This is a genomic window from Thermanaeromonas sp. DSM 22490, assembly GCF_056378755.1.
Map to the genome: position 1 here is coordinate 1 of NZ_JBJHHE010000015.1, position 14,490 is coordinate 14,490.

General features: G+C 54.1%; 27 protein-coding genes. All 27 read right to left on the reverse strand.

Features of this window, described 5'->3' with window-relative positions:
* Positions 1-141: 141 nt before the first annotated feature.
* Entirely contained in the window at positions 142-288 is a 147-nt protein-coding gene (gene scfA, locus AC1BI1_RS10330) for a six-cysteine ranthipeptide SCIFF (RefSeq protein WP_476717214.1), read from the reverse strand.
* Positions 289-305: 17 nt separating this feature from the next.
* On the reverse strand, positions 306-698 hold the full coding sequence (gene rpsI, locus AC1BI1_RS10335) for a 30S ribosomal protein S9 (protein WP_476717215.1): 393 nt from the start codon (positions 696-698) through the stop codon (positions 306-308).
* An 18-nt stretch (positions 699-716) separates the two neighbouring features.
* Complete coding sequence (gene rplM, locus AC1BI1_RS10340) at positions 717-1,151, reverse strand: 50S ribosomal protein L13 (protein ID WP_476717216.1); 435 nt, start codon at positions 1,149-1,151, stop codon at positions 717-719.
* Positions 1,152-1,210: 59 nt separating this feature from the next.
* Positions 1,211-1,951 carry a tRNA pseudouridine(38-40) synthase TruA gene (gene truA / locus AC1BI1_RS10345; RefSeq protein ID WP_476717217.1) on the reverse strand — a complete coding sequence of 247 codons (741 nt, stop codon included), beginning with the start codon at positions 1,949-1,951 and terminating at the stop codon, positions 1,211-1,213.
* 21 nt (positions 1,952-1,972) lie between these two features.
* On the reverse strand, positions 1,973-2,764 hold the full coding sequence (locus AC1BI1_RS10350) for an energy-coupling factor transporter transmembrane component T family protein (RefSeq protein WP_476717218.1): 792 nt from the start codon (positions 2,762-2,764) through the stop codon (positions 1,973-1,975).
* Positions 2,754-3,614, reverse strand: coding sequence for an energy-coupling factor transporter ATPase (locus tag AC1BI1_RS10355; RefSeq protein WP_476717219.1), 861 nt, complete (start codon positions 3,612-3,614; stop codon positions 2,754-2,756). Before AC1BI1_RS10355 ends, AC1BI1_RS10350 begins: the two co-directional genes overlap by 11 nt.
* A gap of 2 nt (positions 3,615-3,616) precedes the next feature.
* On the reverse strand, positions 3,617-4,540 hold the full coding sequence (locus AC1BI1_RS10360) for an energy-coupling factor transporter ATPase (RefSeq protein ID WP_476717220.1): 924 nt from the start codon (positions 4,538-4,540) through the stop codon (positions 3,617-3,619).
* Positions 4,541-4,879, reverse strand: a complete 339-nt coding sequence (gene rplQ / locus AC1BI1_RS10365) for a 50S ribosomal protein L17 (protein WP_476717221.1) — start codon at positions 4,877-4,879, stop codon at positions 4,541-4,543.
* Between the two features lie 11 nt (positions 4,880-4,890).
* Complete coding sequence (locus tag AC1BI1_RS10370) at positions 4,891-5,832, reverse strand: DNA-directed RNA polymerase subunit alpha (protein WP_476717222.1); 942 nt, start codon at positions 5,830-5,832, stop codon at positions 4,891-4,893.
* 50 nt (positions 5,833-5,882) lie between these two features.
* Complete coding sequence (rpsD, locus tag AC1BI1_RS10375; protein ID WP_476717223.1) at positions 5,883-6,509, reverse strand: 30S ribosomal protein S4; 627 nt, start codon at positions 6,507-6,509, stop codon at positions 5,883-5,885.
* A gap of 18 nt (positions 6,510-6,527) precedes the next feature.
* The gene (gene rpsK, locus AC1BI1_RS10380; RefSeq protein WP_476717224.1) at positions 6,528-6,917 is read right to left on the reverse strand and encodes a 30S ribosomal protein S11; all 390 of its coding nucleotides are present in this window, start codon (positions 6,915-6,917) and stop codon (positions 6,528-6,530) included.
* 35 nt (positions 6,918-6,952) lie between these two features.
* On the reverse strand, positions 6,953-7,324 hold the full coding sequence (gene rpsM, locus AC1BI1_RS10385) for a 30S ribosomal protein S13 (protein WP_476717225.1): 372 nt from the start codon (positions 7,322-7,324) through the stop codon (positions 6,953-6,955).
* A 27-nt stretch (positions 7,325-7,351) separates the two neighbouring features.
* Entirely contained in the window at positions 7,352-7,465 is a 114-nt protein-coding gene (gene rpmJ / locus AC1BI1_RS10390) for a 50S ribosomal protein L36 (RefSeq protein WP_476717226.1), read from the reverse strand.
* A gap of 23 nt (positions 7,466-7,488) precedes the next feature.
* Complete coding sequence (gene infA / locus AC1BI1_RS10395) at positions 7,489-7,707, reverse strand: translation initiation factor IF-1 (protein ID WP_476717227.1); 219 nt, start codon at positions 7,705-7,707, stop codon at positions 7,489-7,491.
* A gap of 27 nt (positions 7,708-7,734) precedes the next feature.
* Positions 7,735-8,025, reverse strand: coding sequence for a KOW domain-containing RNA-binding protein (locus AC1BI1_RS10400; protein ID WP_476717228.1), 291 nt, complete (start codon positions 8,023-8,025; stop codon positions 7,735-7,737).
* 53 nt (positions 8,026-8,078) lie between these two features.
* Positions 8,079-8,825 (reverse strand): type I methionyl aminopeptidase, encoded by a 747-nt coding sequence (gene map, locus AC1BI1_RS10405; RefSeq protein ID WP_476717229.1) that lies wholly within the window; start codon positions 8,823-8,825, stop codon positions 8,079-8,081.
* Positions 8,822-9,475: an adenylate kinase gene (locus tag AC1BI1_RS10410; protein WP_476717230.1), complete on the reverse strand. Its 654-nt coding sequence runs from the start codon at positions 9,473-9,475 to the stop codon at positions 8,822-8,824. Before AC1BI1_RS10410 ends, map begins: the two co-directional genes overlap by 4 nt.
* Before the next feature lie 18 nt (positions 9,476-9,493).
* On the reverse strand, positions 9,494-10,756 hold the full coding sequence (secY, locus tag AC1BI1_RS10415) for a preprotein translocase subunit SecY (protein WP_476717231.1): 1,263 nt from the start codon (positions 10,754-10,756) through the stop codon (positions 9,494-9,496).
* Entirely contained in the window at positions 10,757-11,197 is a 441-nt protein-coding gene (gene rplO / locus AC1BI1_RS10420; protein WP_476717232.1) for a 50S ribosomal protein L15, read from the reverse strand. It lies immediately after the preceding gene.
* A 12-nt stretch (positions 11,198-11,209) separates the two neighbouring features.
* Positions 11,210-11,392, reverse strand: coding sequence for a 50S ribosomal protein L30 (rpmD, locus tag AC1BI1_RS10425; protein ID WP_476717233.1), 183 nt, complete (start codon positions 11,390-11,392; stop codon positions 11,210-11,212).
* 61 nt (positions 11,393-11,453) lie between these two features.
* Positions 11,454-11,945 (reverse strand): 30S ribosomal protein S5, encoded by a 492-nt coding sequence (rpsE, locus tag AC1BI1_RS10430; RefSeq protein WP_476717234.1) that lies wholly within the window; start codon positions 11,943-11,945, stop codon positions 11,454-11,456.
* Between the two features lie 20 nt (positions 11,946-11,965).
* Positions 11,966-12,334, reverse strand: a complete 369-nt coding sequence (gene rplR, locus AC1BI1_RS10435) for a 50S ribosomal protein L18 (protein WP_476717235.1) — start codon at positions 12,332-12,334, stop codon at positions 11,966-11,968.
* Positions 12,335-12,350: 16 nt separating this feature from the next.
* The gene (gene rplF, locus AC1BI1_RS10440) at positions 12,351-12,914 is read right to left on the reverse strand and encodes a 50S ribosomal protein L6 (protein ID WP_476717236.1); all 564 of its coding nucleotides are present in this window, start codon (positions 12,912-12,914) and stop codon (positions 12,351-12,353) included.
* Between the two features lie 14 nt (positions 12,915-12,928).
* Positions 12,929-13,321, reverse strand: a complete 393-nt coding sequence (gene rpsH / locus AC1BI1_RS10445) for a 30S ribosomal protein S8 (protein WP_476717305.1) — start codon at positions 13,319-13,321, stop codon at positions 12,929-12,931.
* 41 nt (positions 13,322-13,362) lie between these two features.
* Positions 13,363-13,548, reverse strand: coding sequence for a type Z 30S ribosomal protein S14 (locus tag AC1BI1_RS10450; protein WP_476717237.1), 186 nt, complete (start codon positions 13,546-13,548; stop codon positions 13,363-13,365).
* Positions 13,549-13,564: 16 nt separating this feature from the next.
* Positions 13,565-14,107 (reverse strand): 50S ribosomal protein L5, encoded by a 543-nt coding sequence (gene rplE / locus AC1BI1_RS10455; protein WP_476717306.1) that lies wholly within the window; start codon positions 14,105-14,107, stop codon positions 13,565-13,567.
* Positions 14,108-14,136: 29 nt separating this feature from the next.
* Entirely contained in the window at positions 14,137-14,463 is a 327-nt protein-coding gene (gene rplX, locus AC1BI1_RS10460; RefSeq protein WP_476717238.1) for a 50S ribosomal protein L24, read from the reverse strand.
* Between the last annotated feature and the right edge of the window lie 27 nt (positions 14,464-14,490).

Here is a 14,490-nt window from a genome sequence, read left to right on the forward strand (position 1 = left end):
CTCAAGTTTGGCTAGCCGCTCGGGTTTAGTCGCTCGCTTTCAAGTCCAAGCAGGCCTCCCCTGCAAAAAGTGGGGATGCGCCAGGGTAAGGAAGGTAAGGAGAATAAAAATGCCGGCTCCTTTAAGGAAACCGGCCTTTCCTTACTTCTTCTCTTTTCTCTCACACGGCTGATTGCTGACAGTGATGGAAGTCTTGCAGGCCGACTGACAGGATACGTGGCAATTGCCGCAGCCACCTCTCTTCAAGCTCTCCTGCAGCCGCGGCTGGCTTACAGTCAAAATATGCATCCTGGTTCACCTCTGCTTTAACGCTTGGAGAATTGAGGTGCTTTCCTAGCCTTTTTAAGGCCATATTTGCGCCGTTCCTTCATTCGCGGGTCTCGGGTAAGAAAACCTGCTTGCCGCAAAATAGGCCGTAAACCCTCATCTGCCTCCAGCAGCGCCCGAGCAATGCCCAGACGTACGGCGCCAGCTTGGCCCGTTACCCCGCCGCCCTCCACCTTGGCCAGGACATCAAAGCGGTCAGCCATATTGGTAATTTCCAAGGGGCGCCGTATCATATCCACCAGAATCTGCTGGCCAAAATATTCGTCCGGCGGTTTGTTATTGACCAGTATGCGGCCTTCGCCAGGAACTAGCCGCACTCTGGCTACAGCTTCCTTGCGCCGCCCAGTCCCGTAAAATTGTACCTGTGCCAAACCCTTCGCCTCCTTACTTTAATCCCGGACCGCCCATACTTCCGGCTTTTGGGCCTGATGGGGGTGCGTGCTACCCCGGTAAACCTTTAGCTTTTTGATTATTTTCCGACCCAGTCGGTTATGCGGTATCATGCCCCAGACAGCCTTTTCAATGGCTTTTTCTGGTTGGGTCTTGAGCAAGGTGGCATAATTGATCCGTTTGAGGCCTCCGGGGTAACCGGAATGGCGGATGTATTCCTTCTGTAGGAGTTTCTTGCCCGTAAGCCTTACCTTTTCCGCGTTAATAATGATGACATGATCGCCCGTGTCCACGTGGGGTGTATAGATAGGTTTATGCTTCCCCCGCAACAAGGCTGCAGCGGTGGCCGCCACCCGGCCTAAAGTCTTGCCTGCCGCATCAATAATGTACCACTTGCGCTGCACCTCGTGGGGTTTAGCCATAAAGGTCCTCATTTTCTCCCTCCTATTCCCGTTCAGCCTAATTGTACGTAAATATTCAGTCCAAGTCAACTCTAATACTCCACCCGCTCTAAACATAAGCCCTGGGGTGGAGCAGTAGGGCCGGCCAGTTCTCGCCGGCAGCTAGCCAAAATGGCTGCCATGTCCTCCGGTTGTCTTTTGCCTAGTCCAATTTCTACCAGAGTGCCTACAATGATCCTCACCATGTGGTAAAGGAAGCCATCAGCTGTAATATCCAGATATAGAAAATTATCTCGGCGTGTCCAGCCGATATCTTTAATCTCTCGCACAAAGCTCTTAACCGGCCTGCCCGCAGCGGCAAAGGCGCGAAAATCATGACGCCCCTTTAAGTAGGCCGCCGCTTTGTCCATGGAGAAGAGGTCTAAGGGCTGGCGCACATGCCAGGCGAAACGCCGCCAGAAAACATCCGGAAACAAGCCGTTATCAATACAATAACGGTAGGTTTTGCTCTTGGCGGAGAACCGGGCATGAAAATCCGGCCCCACTTCGGCCGCCTCCAGGGCCACAATATCATCCGGCAGCACACTGTTCAGGGCCCAGGGCCAGCGTTCCGCCGGTATAGTGCTATTAGTTCCAAAGCTTATTACCTGGCCGCGGGCATGGACACCGGCATCGGTGCGGCCGGCAGCTACCACTCGAATTTTTTCTCCCGTAAGGCGGGCCAAAGCCCCTTCCACCGCCCCCTGGACGGTAGGGCCATGTTTTTCGGGCTGAACCTGCCAACCGGCGTAGGCCGTACCTTCGTAAGCCAGAGTGATCTTGAGGTAGCGCATAAAACTCCCTCGCCAAGTCCCTTATAGCCAGCGCAAGGCCATTGCCAACCCGGCGATTACGGCGTTGATGCCCAAGAAAAGATAATCCCTCCAGGCCATTTTCAATTGCCGCAAGGAGGTCCGTTTTCTTCCCCCTTGATAGCCCCTAGCTTCCATAGCCTGTGCTAGGTCCTCTGCCCTCTTCAAAGTGCTTACAAGAAGTGGTATCAACAGAGGCAAAAGACTTTTCCCTTGCTTCAATATGCTCCGTCGCTCCAGGCTAAACCCCCTGGCTGCCTGAGCTCTCATAATGCGCTCGGCCTCTTCCACTAAGGTAGGTATAAAACGGATGGCCAGGGTAAGCATTAGGGTAAGCTCCTCCACGGGCAGCTTAAAAATAATTCCAGGACTTAGTAATCCCTGCAACCCTTGGGCCAGGCTTAAAGGCGAGGTTGTAGCCGTGAGCAGGGCAGCCGCTATCAGGAGGAAAATTACTCGTCCGGCAGCCATAAGCCCCAGGCTTAGGCCCTCACGAGTAAAGGATAGAGGCCCTATGCGCGCTGCCGGTGTCCCCGGAGTAAGGGCGGCCTGCATGAGCAGCACCACCAGAAGAAAAATCGCCAGGGGTCTAAGCTGTGACCATAGATAACGCCAGCTCAACCGGGCTAGAGCTGCTCCGCTTAAGGACAGGGTACCGATGGTCAAGAGGCTGCCCGGACCTGGCGCCAGTAGTAAGGCCAGCCCGTATAGAAACAAGCCCAGGATCTTACTACGCGGGTCCAGCCGGTGGATCAGACTCTCCCCCGGCAGATAGCGGCCTAGCTCAAAGGCCATGTTTCTCACTCCTGTACCAGCGCAAAATCTCCCTCTCTGCCTCCTCCAGAGTGAAAACTGTAGCCGAGACAGGGGCACCCCGCCGGCGTAAGCTTAGGAGAAGCTGATTTAAAGGGGGAACGGCCAGTCCCCACTCAGCCAGCTTCTCGCCCTGGACAAAAACTTCGGCCGGCTTCCCTACGAAGGCCAGCCTCCCCTGATAGAGGATAACAATTCGCTGGGCCAGGGCTGCAACTTCGGCCATATTATGGGAAATCATTATAACCGTATTCCCCTGGCGGTGGTAGTTACGGATCACCCTTAAAATTTGCTGTCGCCCGGTGGCATCCAGCCCGGCCGTCGGTTCATCCAGGATAAGGACTTCCGGGGCTAAGGCCAGAATACCGGCCAGCGCTACCCGCCGTTTTTGACCGCCGCTTAAACTAAAAGGTGACCGCCCGGCCACCTCTTGGTCCAACCCCACATTTTTTAGGGAGGCTCGTACTCTCCTCTCCACCTCTTCTGGCGGCAGGCCCAGGTTCCGGGGCCCAAAGGCCACATCTTCAGCTACCGTTTCCGCAAAAAGCTGTTGCTCCGGCTGCTGCAAGGCCAGGCCGATCTTCCCCTGCCAGGAAATTTTGCTTTTTGCCCTGCGGTTCCACAGCGGTGTGCCGTTCCAAAAAACTTCGCCGGAGGTGGGTCGCAGCAAACCGGCTATGATCTGGGCCAGGGTTGATTTTCCGGACCCACCTGCTCCGATCACGGCCAGCAGTTCGCCATGTGGTACGGTAAGATTTATGTTCTCCAGCGCCGGAATATCCTGACCGCCGGTCTGGTAACTGAAATTAACCCCTCGTAAATGGATCTCCATAATTAATTTCTCCCGCTCTCCGGGAACCCCGGGTGCCGATCTTGGACCAGTTCTCGCTCTCTTACCCTTCTCCCGGCTCTCTCCTCCCCAGCCTGGTTTTGACCTGAGATCAAATCCCACAGCGCTTGAGCCATCTCTTCCGGGGTTAAAAGTCCGGGTGATAGAGGCAAGCCCCTGCGGGAAAGCCTACTGGCGAGAAGGCTTATGGCCGGAGCCTCCAGACCGAAGGCCTTCAACTCCTCCGGCCGCCCGAAAATTTCCCTCGGCGTCCCCACTTTCACAATGCTACCCTCATAAAGCAGCGCCACCTTATCGGCTACTATGGCTTCCTCCGGGAGGTGGCTCACCAGCATGATGCCTATCCCCTTCTCCCGGCATAGGAATTGAAGGAGATTCAATACTTCCCGCCTCGACTGGGGGTCCAGCATGGCCGTGGCTTCATCCAGGAGAATATAGCGGGGCTCCATAGCTAGAATCCCCGCCAGCGCCACCTTCTGCTTCTGACCACCGGATAAGCGATGAGGAGGCCGAAGGCGCAATTCGGCGATTCCCAAAGTAGCCAGGGCCCTCTCCACCCTTTCTTCGATTTCTGCGGGGGGCAGGCCCAGGTTTTCGGGGCCAAAGGCTACATCCTCCTCCACAGTAGCTGCTACCAGCTGGTTATCGGGGTCCTGGAAGACCATACCTACCAGGCGGCGGATCTGGGGCAGGTCCTCGGCTACTTTAGTGTTCAGACCTTCCACCACTACTTCGCCTGCGGCGGGCAGGAGTAGGCCATTTCCCAATCTGGCTAGAGTAGACTTACCCGAACCGTTGGGCCCCATCACCACCAATAGCTCCCCCGGGGCCAAAGTTAAGGTCACCCCTTGGAGGGCCGGCCGCGAAGCACCGGGGTAAAAAAAACTTACCCCCTTAAAGTAGAGCATTTATACCAGCTCTACCAGCACCAGTGGCGCCCCGTCTCCGCGACGGTAGCCTATTTTAACCAGCCGGGTATAGCCTCCCTGGCGGTCAGCATAGCGAGGTGCAATTTCTTTAAAGAGCTTGGTAACTACATCTTCATCTAGCAGGTAGGCGAGCGCCTGGCGCCGGGCGTGCAGGTCGCCCCGTTTGGCCAGGGTGATCATTTTATCTGCAATGCGTTTAAGCTCCTTGCCGCGGGGCTCGGTGGTTTGCAGGCGGCCCTCCCGCAGCAAGGAGGTTACGATATTGCGCAAAAGCATATTCCGGTGATCTGACCGGCGTCCCAGCTTGCGGTATCCCATTGATTTCCCCCCTATTCTTCTGAGCTGCGGAGGCTAAGGCCTAACTCGGCCAGCTTTTGAGTTACTTCTTCTAAAGATTTCTTGCCCAGGTTGCGTACTTTCATCATATCCTCTTCGGTACGCTGGATAAGCTCGCCCACTGTATTGATGCCAGCTCGTTTCAGGCAGTTATAGGACCGGACGGAAAGGTCCAGCTCTTCAATGGTCATATCCAGCAGGCGATCCTTTTTCTCTTCTTCCTTGGGAACCATAGCTACCTCGGCGCTGACCCGGTCGGTTAAGCCCACAAAAAGCCGGAAGTAATCCATAAGGATCTTGGCAGCGGTGCTGATGGCTTCGTCAGGCGCGAGGCTCCCGTTGGTCCACACTTCCAGGGTCAGCTTATCATAATCCGTAACCTGCCCTACCCGCGTGTTTTCTACTATATAGTTCACCTTATGCACAGGTGAAAAAAGGGAGTCCACCGGAATTACACCGATAACGTGTTCTTCCTTCTTATTCCTTTCGGCTGGTACGTAACCCCGGCCTTTTTGCGCCGTCATCTCCATGAAAAGGCGCCCGCCCTTCTCTAGGGTGGCGATGTGCAGGTCCGGATTTAAAATTTCCACATCGGCACCAGCAATGATATCTCTGGCCGTAACTTCCCCTTCTCCCTCCGCTTCAATGCGTAGGATCTGGGGCTCATCGCTGTGAATTTTTAAGGCCAGAGTCTTCAGGTTAAGAATAATATCCGTAGTGTCTTCTACTACACCAGGAATGGTAGAGTACTCGTGGAGCACTCCTTCAATCTTAACCGAAGTAATGGCTGCTCCGGGCAGAGAAGAAAGGAGTACCCTCCGCAAGGAATTACCCAGCGTTATCCCGTAGCCCCTTTCCAGGGGCTCTATTACAAATCTGCCGAATTTGGACGTCATCTCCAGGCATTCTAGCTTGGGTCGTTCAATCTCCAGCATAATAACCCCCTCCTTCTCGTGGGCCTTACTCCTGGATGCCTAGCCTTAAGCTACTTGGAATAAAGCTCCACGATAAGGTGTTCCTGGATAGGGACATCGATCTGATCGCGGGTTGGCAGGGACAGCACCCGGCCTTTAAGGTTAACTGCATCTGATTCCAACCAGGCCGGTGGTGTGCGGTGTACGGCTTGGGCCGCTATTTCCTTAAACTTGGGTGAATCCTTGCTTTTTTCCCTTACGGCAATTTCATCGCCCGGCTCTACCAGATAAGAGGGAATGTCGACTTTGCGCCCGTTCACCGTAAAGTGCCCATGCCGCACCAGCTGCCGGGCCTCGGCCCTGGAACTGGCAAAGCCTAGGCGGTACACCACATTGTCCAGCCGCCGCTCTAGCAACCTCAAAAGATTTTCACCTGTAATGCCCTTCTCCCGTTCCGCCCGCTCAAAGTAATTGCGGAACTGGCGCTCCAAAACCCCATAAATACGGCGCGCCTTTTGCTTCTCTCTTAACCGAATTCCGTATTCCGAGAGTTTGCGCCGCTCTTGTCCGTGTTGCCCCGGCGCATAGGAACGCCTAGCTATAGCGCACTTATCCGTGTAACAGCGCTCTCCCTTGAGGTAAAGTTTAATTCCTTCCCGTCGGCAAAGACGGCATACTGGTCCTTTATATCTGGCCAAAAGTTTTGCCACCTCCTGTTAAACTCTCCGGCGTTTTGGGGGCCGGCATCCGTTGTGGGGTATAGGTGTAACGTCCTTAATTACACTTACCTCCAATCCTGCTGCCTGCAGAGACCTGATGGCTGCCTCCCGGCCTGCTCCCGGCCCTTTAACATAACATTCCACTTCTTTCATGCCGTAGTCCATGGCCTGTTTGGCTGCGGCCTCGGCCGCCAGTTGGGCCGCATAGGGTGTGCTCTTACGAGTACCCTTAAACCCTACCGTACCAGCGCTAGCCCAGGCCACGGTATTGCCGGCTTTATCGGTAATGGTAATAATTGTATTATTGAAAGTGGATTTAATATGGGCGATACCGCTTTCAATGTGTTTGCGCTCTCGCCGCCTTGACCGAGCTCCTTTTCGTGGCATATCAACTTCCCTCCTTCACTACCAAGAGAGCTTTTCTACTTCTTCCGGCGCACGCCTACCGTCTTCCTGGGACCTTTACGCGTGCGGGCATTAGTTCTGGTACGCTGGCCCCTCACCGGCAAGCCCCGACGGTGCCTTAAGCCCCGGTAGCAACCGATTTCCATAAGGCGTTTAATGTTCAGGGCCACCTCGCGGCGTAGATCACCTTCTACCGTATAATTCTTGTCGATAAAGTCGCGGAGCTTGGCAATCTCTTCTTCCGTGAGGTCTCGTACTCTGGTGTCTGGGTTTACTCCTGTTTTAGCCAGGATTTCTTTGGCCCTGGAACGCCCGATGCCGTAAATATAGGTGAGGGCCACTTCTACCCGCTTTTCACGCGGCAGGTCTACCCCCGCAATACGTGCCATTTTATGAACTGCACCCCACTTCCGTATTTAACCTTGTCTTTGCTTGTGTTTGGGATTTTCGCACAAGACCATAACTTTTCCCTTACGCTTAATAATTTTACACTTTTCACAGATAACTTTGACCGAAGGTTTGACTTTCAATTTAAGGCACCCCTTCTTGAGAGTCACTTATAGCGATAAACAATGCGCCCCCGAGTTAAATCATAGGGAGACAGCTCCACCAAAACCCGGTCACCTGGAAGAATACGGATGAAGTTCATACGGATTTTCCCCGACACGTGGGCCAGGACCTTATGCCCATTGGCCAGTTCCACCCGGAACATGGCATTGGGTAAAGCTTCAATCACAGTCCCTTCCACTTCAATCACATCTTCTTTAGCCAAACAATGCATCCCTCCTTTTGCCACGCGTTACTCCTCTCCCAGGAGCCGGGCAATGGCTCGCCGCACTTCCGCATCAGTCACTGTTTCGCCTTTTTCCCGCTTAGCGGCTATATCCTCCGCCCAGCGGTTAACTGCCTGGACGTGTAGAATGTTTTTAACCTTGGGTTTGGCCACGCGGCGAAGCTTGCCATCCACCAGGGTGACGCGCCGGGGTGAAAGCATCTCCCAAACCAGAAATGGGCGCCCCCTGTCCCGCCCTGCCCGGGAGTAAACCAATTGCCCGACCCGCAGGTTAGGCCCTATAGGCCCTAAAGGCACAACTTCCCCTCCCTTGTTCCAATAGTCCTCGCGGCGCTTTTCTTGTATAAAGGCTAAAGCAGCGTCAGCACCTCGGGACCGTTTTCAGTCACCGCCACTGTATGCTCAAAGTGGGCTGACGGCCGGCCGTCCAGGGTAATGACCGTCCAGCCGTCGGCCAAAGTCACCACTTGGTGGGTGCCAGCATTGACCATGGGCTCGATGGCCAGGGTCATCCCCGGCCTAAGGCGCGGGCCGTGGCCAGGACTCCCAAAGTTGGGCACTTGCGGATCCTCATGCATCTGCTGGCCGATACCGTGGCCCACGTAATCCCGTACCACCGAAAAACCATTCTTCTCTACATAGGATTGTATGGCATAGGATATATCTGACAAACGATTGCCCACCACAGCGCAATTGATGCCCTGCCACAGGGCTTCCTGAGTCACCTTTAAAAGACGTTGTTTCTCCTCATCCACAACCCCTACAGGAAAAGTGGCCGCAGCATCGCCATAATAACCATTTATTACCGCGCCAATGTCAATACTAATAATATCCCCTTCTGACAATTTCTTTAAACTAGGTATACCGTGCACTACTTCTTCATTGATGGATGTGCAGATGCTGGCCGGAAAACCCCGATATCCTTTAAAGGCCGGAATTGCTCCGCGCCGTTCGAGGACTTCTTCAGCGATGCGGTTTAGCTCCAGGGTGGTAACTCCCGGAGCGATACGGCGCTCTAGTTCTGCCAGGGCCTCTGCTACCACCCGCCCTGCCCGGCGCATGAGTTCAATTTCCCTTCGCCCTTTCAGGATGATCATGACCAGTCTCTTCCCAAGACTCTCCCGATATCTTCTAATACTTTGGGAATTTCCTGATTCCCGTTTATTTCCCGCAGCACACCACGGCGGCGGTAATACTCTTTTAAGGGGGTGGCCTGCCGGTCGTAAACTTGAAGCCTCTCCCTTACCGTAGCCTCCTTGTCATCCAGCCTCTGTACAAGCTCTTCGCCGCACTGGTCGCAGCGCTCAGGTATTTTAGGCGGATTATAGACCACATGGTAATTAATTCCGCAGTGGAAACAGACTCTTCTGCCGCTAAGCCGTATCAGCAGTACGTCCCTCGGAACCTCAATATCCAAAACTGCATCCAGCTTTAATCCATTTTCCTCCAACCAGGCATCCAGAGCCTCGGCCTGGGGTACCGTCCGGGGAAAACCGTCTAACAGAAATCCCCCTTCACAGTCCCGTCGGCTTAAGCGATCTTTCACCAGACCTATAACTACCTCATCAGGGACCAGCCGTCCGGCTTCCAGGTATTCCTTGGCTTTGCGGCCCACCTCAGTACCGCTCCTTATGGCTACCCTGAACATGTCGCCGGTAGAAATATGGGGTATATCCAGCCTTCGGCTGATCTCTTGGGCCTGGGTACCTTTTCCTGCCCCCGGAGGCCCCAGCAATACCAGGCGCATTGCACTACCCCCTGCTTACTATTTTATAAAGCCCTGATAATGGCGAAGCAAGAGATGGGATTCCAGCTGTTTCATGGTCTCCAAAGCCACACCTACTACGATGAGAAGCGACGTACCGCCGAAATAGACATTGATACCGGTAATGGCCATGACCAGGTTGGGTAAGAGCGCTATAAAGGCCAGGAAAATTGCTCCTGCCAGGGTAATCCGTGCAAGGATCTTCTCAATATACTCTGCTGTGGGACGCCCGGGCCTTAAGCCCGGTATAAAGCCGCCGTACTTTTTAATGTTATCAGCTACTTCTTGGGGGTTGAAGGTTACGGCAGTGTAAAAGTACGTGAAGAAAATTATCAAAAGGGCATAAAGGATCATATAGACGGCCGAACGCGGATCAAATAAACGCATTACCGCTTGGGCAAAGCTGTTGTGGGGGAACCAGGAAGCCAGGGTATTGGGAAAGAGTAAAATAGACATGGCAAAAATAACAGGAATGACCCCGGCCTGGTTCACCCTCAAGGGTATATGGGTGCTTTGCCCTCCGTACACGCGCCGGCCTACCACCCGTTTCGTATATTGCACTGGGATGCGGCGCTGCCCTTCCTGCATGGCCACTACAGCCGCAATAACTGCCACGGCAATAATGGCAAAGAGCAAAACCGAAAAGATGCCTGCTGTCCCGCTAGTTATATACTGGTATAGGCTTACGGCGCCGGCCGGCAGCCGGGAAACAATACCCGCAAAGATAAGGAGGGAAATGCCGTTACCAATACCCCTTTCTGTGATTAACTCTCCCAGCCACATGAGAAACACGGTGCCCGCCGTTAGGCTAATGACCGTCACCACATGGTTAAATATCCCTGGCTTTAAATAGGCCCCCTGGCGGGCTAAAAGAACTGACATGCCTATGGCTTGCAGCATGCTGAGGATAACCGTGCCATAGCGCGTGTACTGGATGATCTTCTTGCGGCCGTCTAGCCCTTCTTTGGCCAGCTTTTCCAGGGACGGTATAACTACCGTCAGTAGTTGCATGATTATGGAGGCATTAATATAGGGCATGATACCCATGGCAAAGACTGTAAACTGCTTAAAGGCACCGCCCGAAATCACATCAAAGAACCCGAAAATGGTACCCGTCCCCAGAAGCCTCTTCAAAATCTCCGCATTGATGCCCGGGACCGGGATGTGGGCTCCTAGGCGGAAAACCAGAAACATGAGCAGGGTGAAAATGATCTTTTTCCGCAGGTCCTCTAGCTTCCAGGCCTTTTCCAGGGTACCTAGCACCTATATCACCTCAACCTTGCCACCCGCGGCCTCTATTTTGGCTATGGCCTGGCGGCTAGCAGCTTGGGCTTTAACTATCAGGGGTTTCGTGATCTCCCCGTCCCCTAAAATCTTCACGCCGTCGCGTCCTTTTTTGACCAAGCCGGCCTCCCGAAGGAGTTCCGCCGTTACCACTGTACCGCTCTCAAACCTCTCCAGATCTCCGACGTTTATCACTGCCAGCTGCCGCTTAAAGATGTTGGTAAAACCGCGCTTGGGCACCCGCCGGCTCAAAGGCATCTGGCCGCCTTCAAAGCCGGGGCGCACCCCGCCACCGGAGCGGGCTTTTTGCCCCTTATGGCCCCTACCGGCAGTCTTACCCAGCCCCGACCCAATGCCGCGGCCTACGCGGGTGGCCGGAGGACGAGATCCGGGAGCCGGATGTAGTTCATGCAGCCGCACCTGCCTCACCTCCTATTCGATTTCTTCGACCTCGAGCAGATGGGCAAGTTTTGCTATCTGGCCTCGCACCGAGGGATTGTCTGGTTGAATCACCTGTTGCCGCACTTTACGTAACCCTAAGGCCTCTGCTGTCCGGCGCACTTGGGGTGGCCGTCCGATAAGACTTCTTTTAAGAGTTATTTTGAGCCTGCTCAACCTTGCCACCTCGCTTGCTAACCGTTGTATCACTTCAAGCTCTGCTCAACCCTACCGCTTCTTACCCAACTTTACCGCGCAGGCGCGCCACTTCTTCAGCCCTCTTGAGGGCTTTTAGGCCTTCTAAGGTAGCGTAGACCACATTGATGGGATTGTTGGAGCCCAGGGATTTGGTGAGAATATCGCGCACGCCCGCTGCTTCCAGCACGGCCCGCACTGCTCCCCCGGCAATTACCCCTGTACCGGGGCTAGCCGGTTTGAGCAAAACTTTACTGGCCCCAAAATCCCCTATGACCTCGTGGGGAATGGTAGTCCCCACCAGCGGGACTTCAATAAGATTCTTTTTGGCACTTTCTACGCCTTTGCGAATAGCATCCGGCACTTCACCTGCTTTGCCCAAGCCTGCACCTACACGACCCTGGCCGTCCCCTACCACTACTAGAGCTGAGAAGTTAAAACGGCGACCACCCTTTACTACCTTAGCCACTCGTCTTACATGTACAACCCTTTCGGTAAGATGTAGTTCTTTGGCATCAATCCGAGTCCGCGCCATCCTTCCCCTCCTTATCCTTGTTAGAATTCGAGCCCGCCGGCGCGAGCACCCTCGGCCAGAGCAGCAATGCGGCCGTGATAAATATTGCCGCCCCGGTCAAAAACCACTTTTTTAATACCCCGCTCCAGGGCTTTTTGGGCCAGAAGCTCCCCCACCTTAAAAGCCGCTTCTTTGTTGCCCGTGGAGGTCAATACGCTTTTAAGGGCCGGGTCTAGGGTAGAGGCAGCTACCAGGGTGTGGCCCTCGGTATCGTCAATTATCTGGGCATAAATGTGGCGCAGGCTCCTGTAAACCGAAAGGCGTGGCCGCTCAGGTGTGCCAAAGATTTTTTTGCGCACGCGCAAGCTTTTGCGCGCTCTTATTTCTTTTCTAGTGGGTTTTTTAATCATACCACACCTTTACCCCCTATTTCTTACCGCCCTTGCCGCCGCCTTTGGCACCAGCCTTGCCCACTTTACGGCGGATATATTCGTTTTCATATTTAATTCCTTTGCCCTTGTAAGGTTCCGGCTCCCGCACAGCGCGGATATTGGCCGCCAGCGTACCCACCGCTTCCTTGTCAATCCCTTTGACGATAATTTTGGTGGGGGCAGGCACTTCTATCTCCAGCCCTGGCGGTGGCTCAATTTCCACCGGGTGTGAATATCCTACAGTCAAAACCAGTTTACGCCCCTGCTTGCTGGCCCGGTAACCTACACCCACCAGTTCCAGGGATTTCTGGAAGCCGTTAGTTACCCCTTGTACCATATTATTCAACAGGGCCCGCGATAGGCCATGCAGGGCTCGATGGGGTTTGGCGTCGGAAGGCCGGGTTACCTTCAAGACATCCCCCTCCCGGGTGACGGATATAGGCTCCGGGAAGGTGCGAGTCAGCTCTCCTTTGGGCCCTTTTACGGTAACGGTATTGCCCTCAATTTTTACTTCTACTCCAGCCGGTATTTTGACCGGCATCTTGCCTATGCGCGACACCTTAACCACCCACCCTACCAGATATAACAAATTACTTCGCCGCCCAAGCCCTCTCGCCGGGCCTGTTTGTCCGTCATAATACCTTTGGAAGTTGAGATCACAGCTATGCCTAGGCCTCCCAGGACCCGCGGGAGCTGGTCCTTTTTAGCGTAGATTCTTAAGCCAGGACGGCTGATGCGTTTTAGCCCGGTAATCACTCTTTCCTTATTGGGCCCGTACTTGAGGTAAATCCTCAGGATACCTTGTTTTCCATCTTCGATATATTCATAGTCCTTGATATAGCCTTCGTTTTTGAGGATCTCGGCCATGGCCCGCTTCACCCGGGACGCCGGTACCTCAACTTTTTCGTGATAGGCCATATTGGCGTTGCGGATGCGGGTAAGGAAATCTGCAATGGGATCGGTCATCATCGGTATAAAACTACCCCCTTCCTTCCTGTTCCCGGTCGTTACCAGCTGGCTTTGGTAATGCCGGGAAGTTCCCCCCTGTGGGCGAGCTCGCGGAAACAAATGCGGCACAGGCCAAACTTCCGCAAATATGCCCGGGGTCGACCACAACGCCGGCAGCGGTTATAAGCCCGCACCTTGAATTTAGGTGGCCGCTGTTGTTTAACAATTAAGCTTTTCCTGGCCATGTTCGTCCCCCTTTTATCAACTCTCCCGGAAGGGCATCCCGAATAGTCGCAGTAACTCCCGGGCCTCTTCATCAGTCTTGGCTGTGGTCACCACAGTGATGTCCATACCGCGGACCTGGTCTATTTTATCGTAATCAATTTCGGGAAAGATGAGCTGTTCCCTAAGACCCAAGGTGTAATTCCCCCGGCCGTCAAAGGAATTGGGCGAAACACCCTTAAAATCCCGGACCCGGGGCAGGGCTACATTGATCAAGCGATCTAAAAACTCATACATGCGATCTCCGCGCAAAGTCACCTTGCACCCTATTTTAGTCCCTTTGCGCAGTTTGAAGGCCGCGATGGACTTTTTGGCTTTTGTGACTACTGGCCTTTGGCCGGTAATGGCCATAAGATCCTCTACTGCTCCGTCCAGGGCTTTAGGATTCTGGGTTGCCTCCCCGATACCCATGTTGATGACTATCTTCTCCAGTTTGGGTATCTCCATTACATTGCGATAGCCGAATTTGCTCTGCATGGCCGGACGGATTTCTTTAAGATATTTTTCCTTCAGTCTCGCCACCACCACGGGGCTCACCCCTCATTCCCAGGCTAGTCAATAACCTCACCACATTTCTTGCATACGCGGACCTTGTTGCCGTCGGGTAACAGACGGCGTCCTACCCTCGTGGGCCTATCACATTTAGTACAAACCAGCATGACGTTGCTGCTGTCCAGGGGCGCCTCCTTTTCGATGATGCCGCCCTGCTGGAGCTTGGGGTTAGGGCGCGTATGCCTTTTTACTATGTTGACCCCTTCTACCACCACTCGCCTTTGGGAAGGAATAACTCTAAGGACCTTGCCCTTTTTTCCTTTATCCTTACCAGTAATAACTACTACTGTGTCGCCCTTGCGGACGTGAACTTTAGGCCTGGTCAAGTTTGCCTCCACCTCGCTTCCTGGCTA